This window comes from Pseudomonas sp. SCT (assembly GCF_003864275.1).
Lineage (GTDB): Bacteria > Pseudomonadota > Gammaproteobacteria > Pseudomonadales > Pseudomonadaceae > Stutzerimonas > Stutzerimonas stutzeri_AE.
Genome location: NZ_BDJA01000002.1, coordinates 114,565 through 135,138, shown reverse-complemented (window position 1 = coordinate 135,138; position 20,574 = coordinate 114,565). Strand labels below are relative to the sequence as shown.

Sequence of the window (20,574 nt, the reverse complement as noted above, 5' to 3'; positions counted from 1 at the left end):
CGCGTGGAAGACGCTTCGCGGTCTTCCACGGGGCGGCCACCCGTCCTACCGGCCGCCGCAGTTATCAGCGACGGGCACCGAAGCAACCGTAGGGTGGATATCGCGAAGCATATCCACCGCAACGCAACACCCAGGGTGGTCACCACACCACCGTAATGCAGAACCGAATTTGATCCCTACAGATCAGGAGAGAGAACCATGCCCCGCTTTGCCGCCAACCTGTCGATGCTGTTCACCGAGCAGGACTTCACCGATCGCTTCGCCGCCGCTGCCGCAGCCGGCTTTACCGGAGTCGAATACCTGTTCCCCTACGACTACCCGGCCGAGGAAATCAAGGCCCGGCTGGACGCCAACAAGCTGACCCAGGTGCTGTTCAACCTACCGGCCGGTGACTGGGCCGGCGGCGAACGTGGCATCGCCATCCTGCCGGAGCGGGTCGAGGAGTTCCGCGCCGGCGTGGACAAGGCCATCGCCTACGCCAAGGTGCTGGGCAACACCCAGGTCAACTGCCTGGCCGGCATCGCCCCGCGTGGCGCCGATCTCGGCCAACTGGAAATCACCTTTATCGAAAACCTGCGCTACGCCGCGCAGAAGCTCGAGGAGGCCGGCATCCGCCTGGTGATGGAGATGATCAACACCCGCGACATTCCGCGCTTCTTCCTCAACAACACCTCCCAGGCGCAGGAGATCCGCGGCAAGGTCGGTCACGCCAACCTGTTCCTGCAGTACGACATCTACCACATGCAGATCATGGAGGGCGACCTGGCGCGCACCATCGAGAACAACCTGGCGGCGATCAACCATATCCAGCTGGCGGACAACCCCGGACGCAACGAGCCGGGCACCGGCGAGATCAACTACCGCTTCCTGTTCGAGCATCTGGATCGCATCGGCTACCAGGGCTGGGTCGGCTGCGAGTACAAGCCGGCCACCACCACCGAAGCCGGCCTTGGCTGGCTGAAAAGCCACAACGCCATCTGACCCGAACTGAATCGAATTGAAGGAGATTACCCATGGCTAAGATCGGATTTATCGGCACCGGCATCATGGGCCTGCCCATGGCTCAGAACCTGCAGAAAGCAGGCCACGATATCTTTCTGTCCACGCATCACGACGCCGCTCCGGCAGCTCTGCTCGAGGCCGGCGCAGTCGCCCTGGCCAACCCGAAGGAAGTCGCCCAGGAAGCCGAGTTCATCATCGTGATGGTGCCGGACACCCCCCATGTCGAGGACGTGCTGTTGCGCGAGAACGGCATTGCCGAAGGCGTCGGGCCGAACAAGCTGGTGATCGACATGAGCTCGATCTCACCCAGCGCCACCAAGGCGTTTGCCGAGAAGATCAACGCCACCGGAGCCCAGTACCTCGACGCCCCGGTATCCGGCGGTGAAGTCGGCGCCAAGGCAGCCACCCTGTCGATCATGGTCGGCGGCAGCGAAGAAAGCTTCGCCCGTGCCCTGCCGCTGTTCCAGGCAATGGGCAAGAACATCACCCTGGTCGGTGGCAACGGCGATGGCCAGACCGCCAAGGTGGCCAACCAGATCATCGTTGCGCTGAACATTCAGGCGGTGGCCGAAGCCCTGCTGTTCGCCGCACGCAACGGCGCCGACCCGGCCAAGGTGCGCGAGGCGCTGATGGGCGGTTTCGCCGGCTCGAAGATTCTCGAGGTGCACGGCGAGCGCATGATCAAGGGCACCTTCGACCCGGGCTTTCGCATCAGCCTGCACCAGAAGGACCTCAACCTCGCCCTGGCCGGTGCCCGCGAATTGGGCCTGAACCTGCCCAACACCGCCAACGCCCAGCAGGTGTTCAGCACCTGCGCGGCCATCGGCGGCAGCGGCTGGGACCACTCGGCGCTGATCAAGGGCCTGGAGCACATGGCCAACTTCTCGATCCGCAAGGAGTAAAGCCTTCGAGCGCGCGGCAACAGGCCAGCGATCCCACCTTCAGGGACAGACAGACCAGGTGGTGGGTCGTCGTGAAGCCTCACGCAGCGCACTCAAAGGGTCGGGTCACAGGTTCGCCAGGCCGGAATCATCGCGTCTCCCCACGACCAGCATGACCTGCGTACCTCAGCCCGACCGCCGTCACCAGACGGCACCTTTTCGATTCGCCCGGCACAAGGAGTCACGGCCCGACTGCCGGGTGGGTCGATTTCAATTGCAGACCTTAGCGCTTGCATTGGCGAGCCCTAAGGTCTGGAATCGGTTGCACACCTCATACAAGGAGCTTCAGATGACCCTCGACCCACAAGCCCTGCTGCGCCAGTTGTTCGACAGCGCCATCGAGGCCGCCCACCCGCGCCATGTGCTCGCCGACCATCTGCCCGAAGACCGCAGCGCCCGGGCCATCGTCATCGGCGCCGGCAAAGCGGCCGCGGCCATGGCCGAAGCCATCGAGAAGGTCTGGGAAGGCGAACTGTCCGGGCTGGTGGTGACCCGCTACGAGCACCACGCCGACTGCCGGCGCATCGAAGTGGTGGAGGCCGCACACCCGGTCCCGGACGATGCCGGCGAGCGCGTCGCCCGCCGTGTGCTGGAGCTGGTCAGCAACCTCGAGGAAAGCGATCGGGTGATCTTCCTGCTCTCCGGCGGCGGCTCGTCGTTGCTGGCATTGCCGGCCGAGGGCATCTCGCTGGCGGACAAGCAGGCGATCAACAAGGCGCTGCTGCGCTCTGGCGCGCACATCGGCGAGATGAACTGCGTGCGCAAGCACCTTTCGGCGATCAAGGGCGGGCGCCTGGCCAGGGCCTGCTGGCCGGCCAGCGTGTACACCTACGCGATCTCCGACGTGCCCGGCGACGAAGCCACGGTGATCGCCTCCGGGCCGACCGTCGCCGATCCGACCACGTCGGCCGAGGCGCTGGCGATTCTCGAGCGCTATCACATCGAGGTGCCGGCCAACGTGCGTGCCTGGCTCGAAGACCCACGCTCGGAAACCCTCAAACCGGGCGACCCGATGCTCTCGCGCAGCCATTTCCGGCTGATCGCCACGCCGCAGCAGTCGCTCGATGCCGCAGCCGAGGTAGCCCGTGGCGCCGGTATCACCCCGCTGATCCTCGGTGATCTGGAAGGCGAAGCACGCGAGGTGGCCAAGGTGCATGCCGGCATCGCCCGCCAGGTGGTGCTGCACGGCCAGCCGATCGCCGCGCCCTGCGTGATCCTCTCCGGCGGCGAGACCACCGTCACCGTGCGCGGCAACGGCCGCGGCGGGCGCAATGCCGAGTTCCTGCTCGCCCTGACCGAAGCGCTGCAAGGCCTGTCCGGCGTTTACGCCCTGGCCGGCGACACCGACGGCATCGACGGCTCGGAAGACAACGCCGGCGCACTGATGACCCCGGACAGCTTTGCCCGCGCCGAAGCACAGGGCCTGCGCGCCGCCGACTCGCTGGCCAACAACGACGGCTATGGCTACTTCGCCGCGCTGGACAGCCTCATCGTCACCGGCCCGACGCGCACCAACGTCAACGACTTCCGCGCCATCCTGATTCTGCCGCCCTCGGCCTAGACCGAGGACGTTCACCTGCCAGCGAGCCCGCCATGAAACCCGACAAGAAGGTCAAGATACTTGCCACCCTCGGCCCCACCACCCGCAGCATCGACGATGTACGGGCGCTGGTCGCCGCCGGAGTCAACCTGTTCCGCCTGAACTTCAGCCATGGCGAGCACGCCGACCATGCCGAGCGTTTCGCCTGGATTCGCGAGGTCGAACGTGAGCTGAACCAGCCGATCGGCATTCTCATGGACCTGCAAGGGCCCAAGCTCAGGGTCGGCCGCTTCGCCGAGGGCAAGGTGCGCCTGGAACGCGACCAGGCCTTTCGCCTGGATCTGGACCCGACCCCGGGCGACAGCCAGCGGGTCAACCTGCCGCATCCGGAAATCATCGCCGCGCTGGAACCCGGCATGCAGTTGCTGATCGACGATGGCCGCTTGCGCCTGACGGTCACCGAGCGTCATGCCGAGGCCATCGATACCCGCGTGGTCGCCGGCGGCGAGCTGTCCGACCGCAAGGGTGTGAACGTGCCGGAGGCGGTGCTGGAGCTGAGCCCGCTGACCGAGAAGGACCGTCGCGACCTGACGTTCGGCCTGCAGCTGGGCTTCGACTGGGTCGCACTGTCGTTCGTCCAGCGCCCGCAGGACATCCATGAGGCACGCAAGCTGATCGGTGACCGCGCCTTTCTCATGGCCAAGATCGAGAAGCCATCGGCGGTGCAGCACCTGCGCGAAATCGCCCGTCTGTCCGACGCGATCATGGTGGCGCGCGGCGATCTGGGCGTGGAGGTGCCGGCCGAGAACGTGCCGCGTATCCAGAAGGACATCGTGCGCATCTGCCGCCAGCTCGGCCGCCCGGTGGTGGTGGCCACGCAGATGCTCGAATCCATGCGCTTCGCTCCGGCCCCCACCCGCGCCGAGGTCACCGACGTGGCCAATGCGGTTGCCGAGGGCGCGGACGCGGTGATGCTGTCGGCGGAAACCGCTTCCGGCGACTACCCGCTGGAAGCGGTGAGCATGATGAGCAAGATCATTCGCCAGGTGGAAAGCGGCCCGGACTTCCAGGCCCAGCTCGACGTGCACCGACCTAACGCCGAGGCCACCCTGCCGGATGCCATCAGCTGCGCGATCCGCCGCATCAGCGGCATCCTTCCGATTGCCGTGCTGGTCAACTACACCGAATCCGGCCGCTCCAGCCTGCGCGCCTCACGTGAACGCCCGGCCACGCCAATCCTCAGCCTGACGCCAAGCGTCGCCACCGCACGCAAACTCAGCGTGGCCTGGGGCGTGTATTCGGTGGTGGATGCGCCGATGCGCGACATGGAACAGGTCAGCAGTCACGCCCTGGAACTGGCGCGTGCGCAGGGCATGGCGCAAAGCGGCGACACGGTGCTGATCACCGCCGGCGTGCCTCTCGGCGAGCCCGGCACCACCAACACGCTGCGCATCGAAGTGCTGAGCTGACACGGCCGGGCGCCTGCCCGGACAAGCTACCGATAGCCCTTCTGCCGCTGGCCCCATGCGGGCCGGCGCCCTTGCGTTCGCCCGGACTTCACCGATGCGTGTTCCCGTTGCACTTCATCCCCTGCTGCATGCCTTTGCCCAGGTTTTTCTGCAGCGGCATGCCGGCTGTGGCGCCCTGATCATGCTCGCGCTGGCCGTGGCCGATCCGGCGTTGCTGGCCGGTTCGCTTTTCGCCGTCGTCATGGCCCATAGCTGCGCGACCTGGCTGGGCTATGCAACGGACGACCGCGAAGACGGCCTGTACGGCTATAACGCCGTGCTGCTCGGCGCACTGCTGGTCCATCTCTTCGGCCTGTCGACGGTAAGCCTGGCCATGATTGCCGCCACCTCGCTGGCCAGCTGTCCGCTCCAGGCATGGCTGCTCGACCGCCTGCGTCAGCACGGTGGACTCCCGGGATTCACCCTTCCCATCGTCCTGATCGGGTTCGTCACGTTGCTGGCCGCAACCCCCGCGCCCGTATCCGCAGCCACCGGCCTAGCGCCAGACATCAGCGGGCTGCTCGGTGCCTGGCTGTTGGGCGTCGCTCAGGTGATATTCGTCGATGATCGGCTTGCGGCGGCCAGCCTGGTACTGGCCGTCGCCGTGGCGAACTGGCGCGATGCGCTCTGGCTGCTGGCTGGTTCGGCTCTGGGCATGACCGTGGGCGGCTGGATCGGAGCCGCCTGGTCCGATGGCCAGGCCGGTTTCAACCCGGCTCTGGCCGCCTTGGCGCTGGCCCAATGGCGTGATGGCTGGAGCCTGCCGGTACTGGGCATGCTCGCCGCCATCGCGTTGTGGCTGGCTCTGCATAGCCTTGGCCTGCCGACCCTAACCCTGCCCTTTCTGCTGGCTACCTGGCTGGGCCTGCTGATTCGACTGCCGCACCGCAGCCACAACCGCTAGTTCAACCTCCGGTTGCCAGCGGGTCTTGCTCCTGCGGGTAGCGATGCTCTTCCGCAACCTCGCCATCCTCGCCATGTACCTTGACCAGCGCCGTGCGCAGCTTCATGTAGTCGCGTGTCTCGTCGAGGATGTCCTGCCTGCTGCCCGCTTCGAGCAGCGCGCGTTGGTCGCCTTGTTCGCGTAGCACCCAACGGTCGTCTTCGTGGGTGATGTGATAAGTCTCCATGGCGTTCTCCGGTTTGGCGGTTTGTTCTGGATGCTCTGTTTTGAAAGCCGTCATCGTCCGAGGTTCGCTACTGCGTAATGGTAAAAACAACCTTGAATGGTTCATGCGACCTTAAAAGTTAGGGTCGTTTTAACTCTCTATCCGCTGCAAACCTTGATTTAAGTCAATTTCAACCTGGAACGATTGTTGAAAGCACCTGTGTAGAACGTTTCGTGATCGCACCACGATCACCGGACGCCTTTCCCACCAGAGGAGTCATAGATGCTTTGCGCTGAACAGATCGCCCTGATCAAGGCCACCGTACCGCTGCTGGAAAGCGGCGGCGAGGCCCTTACCAACCATTTCTACAAGCTGCTGCTCTCCGAACACCCCGAGGTGCAACCACTGTTCAACCAGGCCCACCAGGCCAGCGGCGAGCAGCCACGCGCCCTGGCCAACGGTGTGCTGATGTACGCCAGGCATATCGACCGCCTCGAAGCGCTCGGTCCGCTGGTCGCACAGATCATCAACAAGCACGTCGCCCTGCAGGTGTTGCCCGAACATTACCCGCTGGTGGGCTCCTGCCTGCTGCGCGCCATCCGCGAAGTACTGGGCGAGGAAATCGCTACCGACGCGGTGATCGATGCCTGGGGCGCCGCCTATCAGCAGCTGGCTGACATCCTCATCGGCCAGGAGGAGCAGCTCTATCAGTCCAAGGCCGAGGCCGTCGGTGGCTGGCGCGGCGCGCGGCGTTTTCGCATCGCCCGCAAGGTGGTCGAGAGCGACGAGATCACCTCTTTCCACCTGCAGCCGGAGGACGGCGGGCCGTTGATGGACTTTGTCCCCGGCCAGTACATCGGCTTGCGCCTGGAGATCGACGGCAAGGAAGTACGGCGCAACTATTCGCTGTCAGCCGCGAGCAACGGCCGCGAGTACCGCATCAGCGTCAAACGCGAGCCTGGCGGCGTGGTGTCCAACGCGCTGCATGACATGCCCGAAGGCGCAACGCTGGAGCTGTTCGCGCCGGCCGGCGAGTTCACCCTGCAACCCGGCGACAAGCCGCTGGTGCTGATCAGTGGCGGCGTCGGCATTACGCCAACCCTGGCGATGCTGGAACAGGCGCTGGCCAGCGCCAGGCCGGTGCACTTCATCCACTGTGCCCGCAACGCTGGCGTGCATGCGTTTCGCCGCAGCGTGGATGCGCTGGCAGAGCGCCACGCGCAGCTCAAGCGCTTCTACTGCTACGAGGAACATTCCGATACGGCTTCTGCACCGGATGCCGTCGGCCGGCTCAGCGAACGTCAGCTTGCCGAATGGCTGCCTGCCGACCGCGATGTCGACGCCTACTTCCTCGGGCCGAAGCCATTCATGGCCGCCGTTCGCCGTCAGCTGAAAGCCCTCGGCGTGCCGGAGCAGCAGACTCGCTACGAGTTCTTCGGCCCCGCTTCCGCCCTCGATTGATCCATCCCGAGGCTCGCTCGCTGCGAGCCTCCTCGCGAAGGAGATTCAGCCATGCTTTATCACCCGATCGCCCCGCAGCGCCTGATGAGTGCTGCCAACGCCCTGATGATCGCTGGCGTACTGCTTCTACTGGCAGGAATCAGCGGTGCTTACCTGTTCGACCAACACCTGGCGCTAGGCGGCATCGTTGCGGCCCATGCGCTGGTCATCCTCGGCCCTACGGCATTGAAGATCGGCTACGTCATGCGGCTTCTGGCCGAGCGCAACGGCAAACTAGCGGCCTGAAACGGGCGCCTGCGTTCTCCAATATGGAGAGGTCTGCTTACTATATTAACTCCACCGCTCCGCTTGTAATTTCACTCCGCCATAGTCCTACTCGACATGGGGAAAACCATTCGTCTACGCATTTTAATTATTCGAAACTCCTGCCGCCGGACTCCCTCTGACACAGTGAAGGCTGATTGATCTCTTTCCTTCAGCCCTTTTGTGAAAGTCTCTATCCACTTGAGGAGAAAAAGACATGGCAAATAACAACCCAGGCAACTTCGCCAACGATAAAGAGAAAGCATCCGAAGCTGGCCGCAAAGGCGGTCACAACAGTGGCGGAAACTTCGCCAACGACCGCGAGAAGGCCTCCGAGGCTGGCCGCAAGGGTGGCCAGAACAGCCACGGCGGTGGCCGCAGCAGTTAAGCGCTGACGGCAAAAGAAGGGCAGGCGCCTGATTGGCACCTGCCCTTCTTTTTTAATACCTGGTTATTTTGATCTTCCTGATCAGCGAGTAATTAGCAGCCGAGCAATTTCACCCGAAGTAAATACAGATATCAAAATAATATATAAATCACATCATCACCCTTGCACTAACCGGCAACTAACAGAACAGGCATGCGCAGTTTTCCAGCACCAAACTCCGCTGAACTATCAAAAACGTCCGGCAAAAGCAGCCGGCGCTTGATGCCGTTTGTCGTATCATCAGACCGGACTTTGAATCTGGAGTGATCGATGAGCAGCACTGCATTCTCCGAACGAATCATCCAGAGCCTGCTGGACACTGATTTCTACAAGCTGACCATGATGCAGGCAGTACTGCATCACTACCCCAATGCAGAAGTGGAATGGGCATTTCGCAGCCGCTCCGGTGAGAATCTAACGCCCTTCCTCGATGCGATCCGCCAGCAGATCGAAGCGCTTGCCGAGCTGCAAATCACACCCGAAGAGCTGGCCTATCTCGAACGCATCCCTTACATGCAACCGGATTTCATCCGCTTCCTCGGCCTGTTTCGCTTCGACCTGCGTTACCTGCGCGTCGACATCGAGGACGGCGAACTGGTGATGCACCTGCGTGGCCCCTGGCTGCATGTGATTCTGTTCGAAGTGCCGCTACTGGCCATCGTCAGCGAGGTACGCAACCGGGCGCGCTACCCGCAGGTAACCCTGGAACAGGCAAGCGAGCGGCTGAACGAGAAGCTGAACTGGCTACGCAGCCAGGCTAGCGCCGAGGAACTGGCGAACTTCACCCTGGCGGACTTCGGCACGCGCCGGCGCTTCTCCTACGCGGTTCAGGCGATGGTGGTCGAACGGCTGCAACAGGATTTTCCGGGCCGTTTCGTCGGCACCAGCAATGTGCACCTGGCGCGCGTGCAGCAGGTGAAGCCAATGGGCACCATGGCCCACGAATGGATCATGGCGCACCAGCAACTTGGCCCGCGGCTGATCGACAGCCAGGTCGCGGCACTCGATTGCTGGGTACGCGAATACCGCGGGGCGCTGGGGATCGCGCTGACCGATTGCATCACCATGGATGCCTTTCTGCGCGACTTCGATCTCTACTTCGCCAAGCTGTTCGACGGCCTGCGACATGATTCGGGTGATCCGCTAGTCTGGGCCGAGAAAGCGATCGCGCACTATCAGCGCCTGGGCATCGACCCACGAACCCGCCAGCTGATTTTTTCCGATGGGCTGAACTTCGCCAAGGCGCTGGAAATACATCGCGCGCTGGCCGGGCGTACCCACGCCAGCTTCGGTATTGGTACCGGGCTTACCTGCGATATCCCTGGAGTCGAGCCAACCAACATGGTCATCAAGATGACCAGCTGCAACGGCCAGCCAGTGGCGAAACTGTCGGATTCACCGGGCAAGACCATGTGCCGCGACGCCGCGTTCCTTAGTTATCTGCGCCATGTCTTCAAGGTTGACGCCAGCTGAGCGGCCCGCCGCGAACCGGTATTTTCCTGCCGCCGCAGCTAGGCGCCGAGTACGAATGTGCCCTGCTCCAGAGCTTGCGGCTCCATCACGCAGAGGCGATTGCGCCCGCTTGTCTTGGCGCGGTACATGCGTTTGTCCGCCAGCTCCAGCAGATCGCGGTAGTCGGCGACCTGATCGCAGCGCCGTTCGGCCAGACCGATGCTTGCTGTCAGCGCCGCGCCGTCCGGACGCTGCCCCAGCCCCTGACCAACGATGCGCTCGAGTGCCTGGCGCGCCTGCAGCATGTCGGTGTCCGGCATGATCAACAGAAACTCCTCACCGCCCCAGCGCAGCAGACTGTCGGAAGCACGCAAGGCCGCGACCAGCCGCCTGGCCGCTTCGCGCAGCACCTGATCCCCGGCTTCGTGGCCATGGTTGTCGTTGATGGTCTTGAAGTGGTCGAGATCGATGAAGGCCAAGGCCAGCGCGCCGTTCTTGCGCTGGGCGCTGTCCCATTGCAAACGGAGGATTTCCTCACCGCTGCCGCGAGAGAACACCCCGGTAAGCGGATCACGGATCGCCTGGCGTACCAGGGCGAACATGAACGCCAGCTGGCTCATGCTGGCCAGGCTGGCGACGCCGGCGATCAGGATCAGCAGCCAGAACGCCCCGGCAAACGACGGCCAGTTGAGCGTGGCCCAGCTGAGATAGCCGGCCAGCGCCTGGGCGAGTAGCAGCAGGCTGGAAAGCACCAGATTCTCCACCAGAGTCAGCGGGAATATCGTCAGTCCCGCCATCAGCACGAACGGCAGAAATGCGTAGCCGGCACCGACCACTGCGGAGAACTGCGCCAGCTGGTAGCTGCCAAGCAGGGTATGCGAGGCGATGTAAAAGATGGTTGGAATGGCGAACAGGATCGCTATTGCACGGTAGGCATCCAGCAGGTTGCCGCTCGGGCGATAGAACAGCAGCAGGCAGGTGAACGCCAGGCAGGCCATCATCCGGAACCCGGCCAGCGCCGCCCACAGCTTGGGCTCAAACACCATCAGATCGATCAGACTCCACAACGGCGTCAGCACGGCGAAAAGGAAGGCGAACAGGCGTACGCGATTGACGATCAAGGTTGCGCGCCGCTGGCACAGCAGCAGCGGATGGCGCCGCGGGCTGAGCAGATGACGAAGCTCATTGGGTTTCAACTCGCTGGGCAGCAGCGAGGACAGACGGTCACGTAACAGATCGAGAAACGCTGGCATTTATTGTTTTGCTCCCAGGTCGGGATGGTTTTCTTTGCTCAGCCCGGGTCGATAGCTGCCGACCTCGGGTCCTCCAATTCCCTTTTAAACAGCCGCTGCGGTATTCGCCAGCCAGCCGGCTCGCAAGCGAAGCCGCTGGATGGTACGCAGCTCGACAGTGAAATCCTTTGAGCCAAAGCAATAAACCTGAAGGCAAATAGCCAGTACGCCAAAAGAACTAGCCGCCAGACGAGAACGATTCGCCCTTTCGAGCGCTTATACGCACCTGCTCCAGCCATTAGCGTGAGCCAGGTCGCCCGCGTCTGCGTGAGCGACGTATCCACAAGAAAAACAATAAGGAGATACTCCGTGCAGAGCGCTCTCAAACCGCTTGCGGCAGTTATTTTGCTCACCTGTGCGGCCGGAACGGCTACCGCAAACAGCAGCCCGTTCAGCCAGTTTGTCGTCTTCGGCGACTCGTTGAGTGATGCCGGCAACTTCCCTGACCTGCAAAGCCCAACGCTCGGCGGTCTGCCCACCGGTGGCTTGCGCTTCACCAACCGAACCGGGCCGACTTATGGTGCTGGCGAATACAGCGGCGAGGTCGGCACCCAGCGTTTGGCTGGCCTGCTGGGCCTCCAATCGCTGCCTTCCACACCGCTGCTGCCGGCGCTTGTGACGGGCAACCCAGACGGCACCAACTATGCGGTCGGCGGCTATCGAACTGACCAGATCCTCGACTCGATCAACGGGAATTCAACCGTCTCGATCAGTGGCATGACCCGCACCAGGCTCGGTTATCTGGTTGAGAACCCGCGCGCCGATGCCAACGCCCTCTACTACCTGAACGGCGGCGGCAACGACATCTTTCAGGGGCGTGACATGGTCGCGGCAGCGCGCGACCTGGCGGAGGGCGTCCGAGCCCTGCAGGCCGCCGGGGCCCGCTACATTATCGTCTCCGATCTGCCCGATGTCGGCAGCACGCCGCTTGGCGCAGCTAATAACGTGACCGACTATTGGAATGGCCTGAGTACAGCGTTCAATACCGAGCTGGCTAGCCGCCTGCAGGCCCAAGGCGGCAACTACGTGCTGGTGAATAACCGTTTGTTGCTCGCCGAGGTACGCGCTGACCTGGCCGCATTCGGCTTCGACCCGAACGTGGCGCAAACCGCTGTTTGCTTCGACTCTTCATCTTCGACCCCTTGCCTGCCGGACCCGACCTACGGCCTCGGCGGCGCCGCGCCGGACCCGAGTCGCCTGATGTTCAATGATGGCGTCCATCCAACCACCGCAGTTCATCAGATCAGCGCCGACTACCTCTACTCGATCATCGCCGCCCCGTGGGAAATCTCACTGCTACCGGAAATGGGTCGCTCCGCGCTGCGCGCCCACCTGCAGCAACTGGACAACGAATTGTCCGCCCAGCGCGGCAACTGGCAAGCGGTCGGTGCCTGGCGCACCTTCGTCCAAGGCGGTTACAACCGACCTGAGTACGATGGTTACGGTGGCGGCGACGGTCATGGGCTGAGCCTGTCCGTGGGTGTTACCCAGCGTCTGAGCGAAGCCTGGCTGGCCGGCATTAGCCTGGGACTGGCGGAAAACTCTCTGGAACTGGGAAGAAACGACTCCGATTACGACATGCGCAGCTACCTGGCCACGGCCTTCGCCCGTTACGAACATCAACGTCTGTTCGCCGACTTCAGCCTCAGCGCCGGTTACCTCGATTACCACGACCTCAAGCGCACCTTCGCCCTCGGCATCACCGAACGCGCGGAAAAAGGCGATACCGAAGGCACGCTATGGGGCGCGGCCGCCAAGGCTGGCTTCAATCTCATGCAGCCAGGCGACCAGCTACAGTTCGGTCCCTTTATCGGCGCGAGCTACCAGAAGGTCGACGTCGACGGCTACAGCGAGAAAGGTGCGCGATCAACCGCGCTGAGCTACCACGACCAGGAGCTGAAATCGCTGCGTCTGTCGCTAGGGCTGTTCGGCGAGTACGCGCTGACGGACCGCACGCGGCTGTTCGGCGAGGTGGCACGGGAGGTGGAGCGTGAGGATGAGGATCGAAAAGATCTGCGCATGTCGCTGAACAGCGTGCCAGGCAACAGCTTCGAGCTGCCGGGCGCGATGTCGACCGGCGACCAGACGCGCTTCAGCCTTGGCCTGGCGCACCGCTTGAACCCAGGCCTGTCCCTACGCGCCAACTATAACTACCGGGGCAACGACAACCGCGACCACGGGCTGGGGTTGTCACTGGCCTGGGATTTGTAACAGGACTCGCCGGAGGAGGGATAAGCCGCCGCCGCGACAGGCGCGGCGGCGAACTGCGGGTCAGCGACCGTCAATCTGCCCCTGCAGATTGGCGATCTGGCTCTGCATGGCATTGATGGTACGGGTGACCTGAGCCCGGAAGGAGTCGAACTCGGCGGTGTTGGCGGCGCTCGGTGCCGGACGGTTGTCCAGCTGGCTGCGCAGCACCAGGATGTCCTGCTCCAGACGGCTGATCGCCTGATTCTGATTGCCGCCCTGCTTCAGTGTTGCCACATCCTTGCTCAGGCTATCGATCCGTCCCGCCAGCTTGGCCTGCTCATCCAGCGTCGACTTCAGCGACGCCTGCTCGCTACCCAGCGTCTTGACGGATTCCGCCAGAGACGCCGTGGTGCCTTGCTGAGTCTGAAGATCATTGCCCAGGCGCTCGAGACGTTTGCCCTGCTCTTCCAGACGCTGATCCTGATTGCCCTGGCGACCGGCCAGACTCTGCTGCTCGGTGGCGAAGGCCTGCTGCTTGCGGCCGAGCTCCACGGTCTGCTGCTCCAGCTGCTTGATGCGCAGCTTCACGGCCTCGCTTTCGGTGGTCACGTTGGACTCGGTCGCGACAACCTTGCCGGAAATATCCTGCAGGCGCCCCGCGGCGTCTTCGCTGATACGGGCGAAACTCTCCTGCGTGGCGACCAACTGCATTTCCAGCATCGCGATCTTCTGGTAGCTCCACCAGCCAAGCGCGCCAAGGCTGATCAGCAAGGCCAGCACCATGACCCAAAGCGGCGCCGAGCTCGCTCGACCACCACCGCCACCGGCGCGGCGCTTCTGCCGTGAGCGACCATCATCGACAGGTTCGGCAGCCGTACGCCGAATCGGCTCGAGATCCGGCGCCGGATAGGGCTCCACGCGATCACGGCCTGCGGTCAGGCTGGGGATATTGTCCAGTTCGTCGTGAGCATCGTTGCGCATGGGGTACCTTCAATGGCGCGGAGCGAAAAACAGCGCGCAGTATAACGATTCGGGACGCAGCCATCAGCGACGGCTGCCTTGCTAGCCAGATGCACCGCGTTAGAGCATGGCGCGGGCTGTCAAACGCATCACGGTGCACAAAACATCGAGTTCGCCTCCCTGCGAGACGCCTGCGCATCGCGGGCCAATCACGACGGATAAGGTACAAACCTCGCCAGCTGTGCCCTGCGCGGCGCTGCGCCGGTTTTCGACGGGTGTCGGGCACGACTTGGTACGCCGCTTGCTCTATCTCTCATGCCAGCGGATAGACACTTCCGACACGGATGTCGGGCCTTAGGGCAATCATGAGGAACACAGCATGGAGCTGAACAAAGCGGTTATCGACTGCATGCGCAGCCTGCGACGCAGACTTCGCGATGAGCAGCAACTCGACATCCATCTCAACCAACCGGACGCGGTATCGGCCATGCTGGCCGGCTGCGTGCGCTCGAATGACGAACTGACGCGCGAACTCGGCCGCCAGCTCGCCGCTTTCAGCGATCAGTTGCCGGCGCCTGTGCCGCCTCCGTCGCGGAGCTCAGGCAGTGCTACCGTGCGCATCTATCGGGGCCAGCGAGTCCTAGCCTGAAGCTGTCAATCGACCAGCAACCAGCCGCTGGCGCAATGCACCAGATGCCGGGTCAGTTCATCGAGCAACTGCCCGCCATTACGCCAGTGGTGCCAGTACAACGGCACGTCGATCGGCGGTCCGGACAGCACATCGACCAATTCCCCACGCGCAAGTTCGCCGCGCACCTGCAACTCCGGCACCAGCCCCCAGCCCAGTCCGCTGTGCAGCAGACGCACAAATCCCTCGGAAGACGGGCACAGATGGTGGATGAAAGCCTCACCGCCGCCGATTGACGCCATGTAGCGATGCTGCAACTGATCGTCCGGACCAAAGACCACAGCCGGTACACGTGCCAGATCCGTCGCCGCTGGCAGCTGCTTGAAATGACGACTGATGAATGCCGGGCTGGCCAGTGCACGGTAGCGCATCGCCCCGAGAAACTGGCTACGCGCACCCGCCAGCGGGCGCTCCGCAGCGCATACGCACGCAGCTACCTCGCCCGCCCGCATCCTTTTGAGACCGACGGCCTGATCCTCCACCACATGGTCGAGCAACACCCGATGCTCGGCGCAGAAGGGTGCGACCGCAGCTGCCCACCAGGTCGCCAGACTGTCGGCATTGAGGGCGATCCGCAGCCGTTCGGGCAAGCGGTTCTCGTCCAGCGCCGGGACCTGGCCCTGCAGGTCGCGCTCGAGCAGGCGCACCTGCTGAACATGATTTAGCAAGCGTTGGCCCAGCTCGGTCGGCCTCGGCGGGGCATCACGCAGCAACACGGGTTGCCCGACACGTGCCTCGAGCAGCTTGATCCGCTGTGATACTGCCGATTGCGAAAGCCCAAGCGCCTGTGCGGCACGCTCGAACCCCGCCTGTTCCACGACCGCCGCCAAAGCAGCGAGCAGTTTGTAATCGAACATCAGTTTTCCTAATGCTGCCTGACGATAATTTGTTTCTCTTATAGACCGCCAGTCACCAGACTCGCCAGCAGAATTCGAACGAGGCGTGCGACATGAATGCGATCTGGCAAAGCTATATCAACGGTCTACTGGTGGCGGCCGGGCTGATCATGGCCATTGGCGCTCAGAATGCGTTCGTGCTCGCGCAGAGCCTGCGCCGTGAACACCATCTGCCCGTGGCCGCGCTGTGTATCGTCTGTGACGTACTGCTGGTCAGCGTCGGCGTGTTTGGTCTGGCGGCGGTACTGGCGAGCAATCCGCTGCTGCTGGAAATCACTCGCTGGGGCGGTGTCGCTTTCCTGGTCTGGTACGGCACCCTGGCATTGCGCCGGGCGGCGAAGCCGCAGAGCCTGCGCAGCACCGACACACAACCGCGTCCGCTGCGCGCGGTATTGCTGGCCGCACTGGCCGTGACCCTGCTCAACCCCCACGTCTATCTCGATACCGTGGTCCTGATCGGATCTCTCGGCGCGCAGCAACCCGAGCCAGGTGCCTACACGCTCGGCGCGGCCAGCGCGTCGACGCTGTGGTTCATGACCCTGGCGCTCGGTGGCGCCTGGCTTGCGCCCTGGTTGGCCCGTCCGCTTACCTGGCGCCTGATCGACCTTGGCGTTGCGGCCATGATGTTCGCCATCGCCACGCAACTGGCATTCGCTGGCTGAGGCCGTTGCCCGCGGCATCCCACCGCGCACCGATTGGCAGCTCGCAAGGAACGCCCGAGCAGGTGACGCGGTCCACGCAAGGCGCAGCCAGTCTTTCGCAACCGATGGCATCACACCGCCAACCCCTCTGGAACCTATATTCCATACAGTTGCCGCGTGGTTTTGCCGCAGGTCGGGTGCTATGATCGCTGGCTCGCAGACATGGAGCGGAAGGCTTCAGTCTGTCTGTTCGGCCGACCGTGAACGGCCAGAGATTGCGCAAGCATGTAGCGAGCGAAGGGAACGACAGAGGTCAGGGCGGGATGCGCATTCGCACCTGTTCACCGGCAATGTCCGGCACGCCTCGTACGCTCCTTCCAGCTGGCCGCATCAATCCTCGACACCTGAGTAGGAGATACATCATGGCTTTCGAATTGCCGCCGCTGCCGTACGAAAAGAATGCTCTCGAGCCGCACATGTCCGCCGAGACGCTCGAGTTCCACCACGACAAGCACCATGCTGCTTACGTGACCAACCTGAACAACCTGATCCCGGGCACCGAGTTCGAAGGCAAGGATCTGGAAAGCATCATCAAGACCTCTTCGGGTGGCATCTTCAACAACGCCGCTCAGGTCTGGAACCACACCTTCTTCTGGAACTGCCTGGCGCCGAACGCCGGTGGCCAGCCGACTGGCGCCCTGGCTGATGCCATCAACGCCTCTTTCGGTTCCTTCGACAAGTTCAAGGAAGAGTTCACCAAGACCGCTATCGGCACCTTCGGCTCCGGCTGGGCCTGGCTGGTCAAGAAGTCCGACGGCAGCCTCGGCCTGGCGAGCACCATCGGTGCCGGCAACCCGATGACCGCTGGCGACAAGCCGCTGCTGACCTGCGACGTCTGGGAGCACGCCTACTACATCGACTACCGCAACGCTCGTCCGAAATTCGTCGAAGCGTTCTGGAACCTGGTCAACTGGGACTTCGTCGCGAAGAACTTCGCAGGCTAAGCAGCCAGACCGCAGTAATGAAATGCCCGCCCCCACGCGGGCATTTTCATTTAAGGCTTGGCCCGGGTCTGCCGCTATAGATTGGTATTCGTGCTCAACGGATGTCTCCGTGAAATGATTCAATACGCTATCTTTGCTTAGTAATACGGGATTGCCCTTGCATCCAGCGAGGTGCCGCACGTGCTTACGCTGCGAATCCCGGGGTTAACGGCCTCTTTGACGATTGCCGAATGACTATCAACATTTCTGCGACCGGGCGTCGGCACGGAAAAGGACCTTCATTTGAAGCTGGAAATACGCAATAGCCTGTCGCGTAAACTCCTGCGTGTCGTCCTGCTATCGGCGCTGGCGGTAGGACTGGTACTCAGCTGCGCGCAGATCATCTTCGGCGCGTACAAGACGCGCCAGCTGATCGAGGCCGATGCCCAGCGCATCCTGCGTATGACGCGCGACCCCTCCACGCAGGCGATCTACAGCCTCGACCGGGAGATGGGCGCCCAGGTGATGGAAGGCCTGTTTCAGCATGAATCGATTCGCATGGCATCGATCGGCCATCCGGATGAAGGCATGCTGGCGCTGAAGATCAGACCTCCCATCAGCCTGCCGACCCGCTGGCTGACCGATCCGATTCTTGGTCGCGACCAGCAGTTCTCGATCCCGCTGGTCGGCAAGCCGCCCTACAACGAGTACTACGGCGAACTGCGCATTACCCTGGATACCGCCCAATATGGCCAGGAATTCGTCAACGACTCCGTCGTCATCTTCATCCTTGGCCTCCTGCGCGCGCTGACCCTCGGCTTTGTGCTCTTTCTGATTTACCAGTGGCTGCTGACCCGTCCGTTGACCAAGCTCATCGAGCACCTCGCGCAGATCAATCCCGACCGGCCCGGCGAACACAAGCTGCCGATGATCAGGGGACACGAGCGCAACGAATTGGGCCTCTGGGTGGAAACAGCCAACGGCCTGCTCGCCTCCATCGAACACAATATGCATCTGCGTCAGGAGGCCGAAAGCAGCCTGCATCGCCTGACCCAGTACGACTCACTGACCGGTCTGCCCAACCGCCAGCAACTGCAGAGTCAGCTCGACCATATCCTCGACGAAGCGCGCCGCCTGCAGCGACGTATCGCCGTGCTCTGCCTGGGCCTTGATGACTTCAAGGGCGTCAACGAGCAGTACAGCTACCAGGCCGGCGACTACATGCTGCAGGCTCTGGCCGATCGTTTACGCGCCTCGGAGACGCGCCTGGGCGCGCTTGCGCGGCTGGGCGGCGACCAGTTCGTGCTGGTACTGAGTGGCATCGAGCAACCCTACGAGGCCGCCGAGCTGGCCCAGGCGGTGCTCGACGATCTGGAGAACCCGATCGAGCTGGACGGCCACCCGATTCGGCTGCGTGCGACCATCGGCATCACGCTTTATCCGGAAGATGGCGATAACACCGAGAAGCTGCTGCAGAAGGCCGAGCAGACCATGACCCTGGCCAAGAGCCGCTCGCGCAACCGCTACCAGTTTTATGTTGCCAGTATCGACAGCGAGATGCGCGCCCGCCGGGAGCTGGAGAAGGATCTCAGCGAAGCGCTCAAGCGCAACGAGTTTCATCTGGTCTACCAACCGCAGGTGGATTACCGGCACAACCGCATCACCGGCGTCGAGGCGCTGATTCGCTGGAAGCACCCGCAGGGCAAACTGGTACCGCCAGATCTGTTCATTCCGCTGGCCGAGCAGAACGGCAGCATCATCGAGATCGGCCAGTGGGTGCTCGATCAGGCGTGCAGCCAGCTACGGCAATGGCACGCTCAGGGTCATACCGGCCTTCGCGTGGCGGTGAACCTTTCCACGGTGCAACTGCGTCATCCGCAGCTGCCAGCGATGATCGGCGAGCTGCTGCACAAGCATCAGCTGCCCGCCGAAACCCTTGAGCTGGAGGTCACCGAAACCGGGCTGATGGAGGACATCGATGCCGCGGCGAACAACCTGCACAGCCTGCGGCGTTCCGGCGCGCTGATTGCGATCGATGACTTCGGTACCGGTTATTCCTCGCTCAGCTATCTCAAGAGCCTGCCGCTGGACAAGATCAAGATCGACAAGAGCTTCGTTCAGGACATCGGTCAGGACGAAGGCGCGACCATCGTCCGAGCGGTCATCCAGCTGGGCAAGAGCCTGGGCATGACGGTGATCGCCGAGGGTGTTGAAACGCCGGCGCAGGAAGCCTACCTGATCGCCGAAGGGTGCCAGGAGGGTCAGGGGTACTATTACAGCAAGCCGCTGCCGGCTCGCGATCTCGACCTGCTGCTGCGTCAGTCGGCGCCGTTCGACCGGGCTGTCAACTCCGAATTCCGCTAGATCAGGTCAGCAAGTCCTCGCCATCTTAATCATTTGGCTCACGAGCCCAAACGCTGGCCAGCCGCAGGGACTTCGGCCACACTTCCCGCCCCTTTTCGCCATCCGCGGCCTGCGACGAGCCCTCGATGAAACGTTTCGTACTTCTGGACACCGCTGCGATCCCCACCGGTGGCGCCCTGTGCCTGTTCGAATATGGCGATGACTTCGTCATCAAGATCCAGGGCGGTAACGGCAACCAGCTGATGAACACCCGTACCCACGGCTCGGAAGACGCGTTGGCGGAGATTCCCTGCAAGCGGATCGCCGGCCGGCCGCAGGTACGCGTCCTGATCGGTGGATTGGGCATGGGCTTTACCCTGGCTTCCGCCCTGCGCCATTTGGGACCTGATGCCGAGGTACTGGTAGCGGAACTGGTGCCGGGGGTGATCGAGTGGAACCACGGCACGCTCGGCGCGAAGTCCGGACATCCTGTGCGCGACCGCCGCAGCCAGGTGCTCAATCAGGACGTCGCCGAACTGCTGCAACAGCAGCCTCAGGGCTTCGATGCAATCATGCTGGACGTGGACAACGGTCCCGAAGGCCTGACGCAGAAGAGCAACAGCTGGCTCTATTCACTGGATGGTCTGAACGCCTGCGCCCGCGCACTGCGCCCCTCCGGCGTGCTCGCCGTGTGGTCGGCAAGCGCCGACCGGGCTTTCTCCGACAAGCTTGCCAAGGCTGGTTTCAAGGCCGAGGAAGTGCAGGTGTTCGCTCATGGCAACCGCGGCACACGCCACACCATCTGGATCGCTGAAAAGCGCAAGCGCTGAGCGGCGGC

The 20,574-nt window shown here is 63.1% G+C and carries 18 protein-coding genes and 1 pseudogene; 15 read left to right on the top strand and 4 right to left on the bottom strand.

Going from position 1 to position 20,574, the window contains the following annotated elements; translation table 11 throughout:
- Positions 1-198 precede the first annotated feature (198 nt).
- The 5 genes from hyi to BHD08_RS05000 all read left to right on the top strand — a co-directional run bounded on the left by hyi (position 199) and on the right by BHD08_RS05000 (position 5,895).
- Positions 199-981: a hydroxypyruvate isomerase gene (hyi, locus tag BHD08_RS05020; protein WP_125021037.1), complete on the top strand. Its 783-nt coding sequence runs from the start codon at positions 199-201 to the stop codon at positions 979-981.
- A gap of 32 nt (positions 982-1,013) precedes the next feature.
- Entirely contained in the window at positions 1,014-1,904 is an 891-nt protein-coding gene (locus BHD08_RS05015) for a 2-hydroxy-3-oxopropionate reductase (protein WP_106157874.1), read from the top strand.
- Between the two features lie 328 nt (positions 1,905-2,232).
- Positions 2,233-3,504 carry a glycerate kinase gene (locus BHD08_RS05010; RefSeq protein WP_125021036.1) on the top strand — a complete coding sequence of 424 codons (1,272 nt, stop codon included), beginning with the start codon at positions 2,233-2,235 and terminating at the stop codon, positions 3,502-3,504.
- A gap of 32 nt (positions 3,505-3,536) precedes the next feature.
- Positions 3,537-4,952: a pyruvate kinase gene (gene pyk, locus BHD08_RS05005; protein WP_125021035.1), complete on the top strand. Its 1,416-nt coding sequence runs from the start codon at positions 3,537-3,539 to the stop codon at positions 4,950-4,952.
- 94 nt (positions 4,953-5,046) lie between these two features.
- Positions 5,047-5,895: an urea transporter gene (locus BHD08_RS05000; protein WP_125021034.1), complete on the top strand. Its 849-nt coding sequence runs from the start codon at positions 5,047-5,049 to the stop codon at positions 5,893-5,895.
- 1 nt (position 5,896) lies between these two features.
- On the opposite strand, the gene BHD08_RS04995 is transcribed toward BHD08_RS05000, so the two are convergent.
- Positions 5,897-6,121, bottom strand: a complete 225-nt coding sequence (locus BHD08_RS04995; protein ID WP_125021033.1) for a DUF2188 domain-containing protein — start codon at positions 6,119-6,121, stop codon at positions 5,897-5,899.
- A gap of 261 nt (positions 6,122-6,382) precedes the next feature.
- On the opposite strand from BHD08_RS04995, the gene hmpA reads away from it, so the two are divergent.
- The 4 genes and pseudogenes from hmpA (at position 6,383) to pncB (ending at position 9,764) form a co-directional block, all read left to right on the top strand.
- Positions 6,383-7,561 (top strand): NO-inducible flavohemoprotein, encoded by a 1,179-nt coding sequence (gene hmpA, locus BHD08_RS04990; protein ID WP_125021032.1) that lies wholly within the window; start codon positions 6,383-6,385, stop codon positions 7,559-7,561.
- A gap of 51 nt (positions 7,562-7,612) precedes the next feature.
- Positions 7,613-7,846 (top strand): hypothetical protein, encoded by a 234-nt coding sequence (locus BHD08_RS04985; protein WP_125021031.1) that lies wholly within the window; start codon positions 7,613-7,615, stop codon positions 7,844-7,846.
- A gap of 253 nt (positions 7,847-8,099) precedes the next feature.
- Positions 8,100-8,252, top strand: a pseudogene (locus BHD08_RS04980) (general stress protein); the annotation flags it as partial.
- 309 nt (positions 8,253-8,561) lie between these two features.
- Positions 8,562-9,764, top strand: coding sequence for a nicotinate phosphoribosyltransferase (gene pncB, locus BHD08_RS04975; protein ID WP_015276056.1), 1,203 nt, complete (start codon positions 8,562-8,564; stop codon positions 9,762-9,764).
- Positions 9,765-9,802: 38 nt separating this feature from the next.
- Here the strand turns inward: pncB and BHD08_RS04970 are convergent, their stop codons facing one another.
- Positions 9,803-10,996, bottom strand: coding sequence for a diguanylate cyclase (locus tag BHD08_RS04970; RefSeq protein ID WP_125021030.1), 1,194 nt, complete (start codon positions 10,994-10,996; stop codon positions 9,803-9,805).
- Between the two features lie 348 nt (positions 10,997-11,344).
- Between BHD08_RS04970 and BHD08_RS04965 the strand changes: the two genes are divergently transcribed.
- Positions 11,345-13,246 carry an autotransporter domain-containing SGNH/GDSL hydrolase family protein gene (locus tag BHD08_RS04965; RefSeq protein WP_125021029.1) on the top strand — a complete coding sequence of 634 codons (1,902 nt, stop codon included), beginning with the start codon at positions 11,345-11,347 and terminating at the stop codon, positions 13,244-13,246.
- 60 nt (positions 13,247-13,306) lie between these two features.
- On the opposite strand, the gene BHD08_RS04960 is transcribed toward BHD08_RS04965, so the two are convergent.
- Positions 13,307-14,206, bottom strand: coding sequence for an ATPase (locus tag BHD08_RS04960; RefSeq protein ID WP_125021028.1), 900 nt, complete (start codon positions 14,204-14,206; stop codon positions 13,307-13,309).
- A 358-nt stretch (positions 14,207-14,564) separates the two neighbouring features.
- Here BHD08_RS04960 and BHD08_RS04955 point away from each other — a divergent pair, with 358 nt between their 5' ends.
- Entirely contained in the window at positions 14,565-14,834 is a 270-nt protein-coding gene (locus BHD08_RS04955; protein ID WP_125021027.1) for a hypothetical protein, read from the top strand.
- Between the two features lie 5 nt (positions 14,835-14,839).
- Here the strand turns inward: BHD08_RS04955 and BHD08_RS04950 are convergent, their stop codons facing one another.
- The gene (locus BHD08_RS04950; RefSeq protein ID WP_015276051.1) at positions 14,840-15,730 is read right to left on the bottom strand and encodes a LysR family transcriptional regulator ArgP; all 891 of its coding nucleotides are present in this window, start codon (positions 15,728-15,730) and stop codon (positions 14,840-14,842) included.
- A 92-nt stretch (positions 15,731-15,822) separates the two neighbouring features.
- On the opposite strand from BHD08_RS04950, the gene BHD08_RS04945 reads away from it, so the two are divergent.
- From BHD08_RS04945 to BHD08_RS04930, 4 genes are all read left to right on the top strand, one after another.
- Complete coding sequence (locus BHD08_RS04945; protein WP_125021026.1) at positions 15,823-16,431, top strand: LysE/ArgO family amino acid transporter; 609 nt, start codon at positions 15,823-15,825, stop codon at positions 16,429-16,431.
- A 401-nt stretch (positions 16,432-16,832) separates the two neighbouring features.
- Positions 16,833-17,414 carry a superoxide dismutase gene (locus BHD08_RS04940; RefSeq protein ID WP_003294652.1) on the top strand — a complete coding sequence of 194 codons (582 nt, stop codon included), beginning with the start codon at positions 16,833-16,835 and terminating at the stop codon, positions 17,412-17,414.
- Between the two features lie 282 nt (positions 17,415-17,696).
- Entirely contained in the window at positions 17,697-19,757 is a 2,061-nt protein-coding gene (locus tag BHD08_RS04935) for a bifunctional diguanylate cyclase/phosphodiesterase (protein WP_125021025.1), read from the top strand.
- Positions 19,758-19,882: 125 nt separating this feature from the next.
- Complete coding sequence (locus tag BHD08_RS04930; protein ID WP_125021024.1) at positions 19,883-20,566, top strand: MnmC family methyltransferase; 684 nt, start codon at positions 19,883-19,885, stop codon at positions 20,564-20,566.
- The last annotated feature ends 8 nt before the right edge of the window (positions 20,567-20,574 follow it).

Coding starts and splice junctions, on each gene's coding strand:
- hyi (WP_125021037.1), top strand. CDS start 199: ATGCCCCGCTTTGCCGCCAACCTGTCGATGCTGTTCACCGAGCAGGAC.
- BHD08_RS05015 (WP_106157874.1), top strand. CDS start 1,014: ATGGCTAAGATCGGATTTATCGGCACCGGCATCATGGGCCTGCCCATG.
- BHD08_RS05010 (WP_125021036.1), top strand. CDS start 2,233: ATGACCCTCGACCCACAAGCCCTGCTGCGCCAGTTGTTCGACAGCGCC.
- pyk (WP_125021035.1), top strand. CDS start 3,537: ATGAAACCCGACAAGAAGGTCAAGATACTTGCCACCCTCGGCCCCACC.
- BHD08_RS05000 (WP_125021034.1), top strand. CDS start 5,047: ATGCGTGTTCCCGTTGCACTTCATCCCCTGCTGCATGCCTTTGCCCAG.
- BHD08_RS04995 (WP_125021033.1), bottom strand. CDS start 6,121: ATGGAGACTTATCACATCACCCACGAAGACGACCGTTGGGTGCTACGC.
- hmpA (WP_125021032.1), top strand. CDS start 6,383: ATGCTTTGCGCTGAACAGATCGCCCTGATCAAGGCCACCGTACCGCTG.
- BHD08_RS04985 (WP_125021031.1), top strand. CDS start 7,613: ATGCTTTATCACCCGATCGCCCCGCAGCGCCTGATGAGTGCTGCCAAC.
- pncB (WP_015276056.1), top strand. CDS start 8,562: ATGAGCAGCACTGCATTCTCCGAACGAATCATCCAGAGCCTGCTGGAC.
- BHD08_RS04970 (WP_125021030.1), bottom strand. CDS start 10,996: ATGCCAGCGTTTCTCGATCTGTTACGTGACCGTCTGTCCTCGCTGCTG.
- BHD08_RS04960 (WP_125021028.1), bottom strand. CDS start 14,206: ATGCGCAACGATGCTCACGACGAACTGGACAATATCCCCAGCCTGACC.
- BHD08_RS04955 (WP_125021027.1), top strand. CDS start 14,565: ATGGAGCTGAACAAAGCGGTTATCGACTGCATGCGCAGCCTGCGACGC.
- BHD08_RS04950 (WP_015276051.1), bottom strand. CDS start 15,730: ATGTTCGATTACAAACTGCTCGCTGCTTTGGCGGCGGTCGTGGAACAG.
- BHD08_RS04945 (WP_125021026.1), top strand. CDS start 15,823: ATGAATGCGATCTGGCAAAGCTATATCAACGGTCTACTGGTGGCGGCC.
- BHD08_RS04940 (WP_003294652.1), top strand. CDS start 16,833: ATGGCTTTCGAATTGCCGCCGCTGCCGTACGAAAAGAATGCTCTCGAG.
- BHD08_RS04930 (WP_125021024.1), top strand. CDS start 19,883: ATGAAACGTTTCGTACTTCTGGACACCGCTGCGATCCCCACCGGTGGC.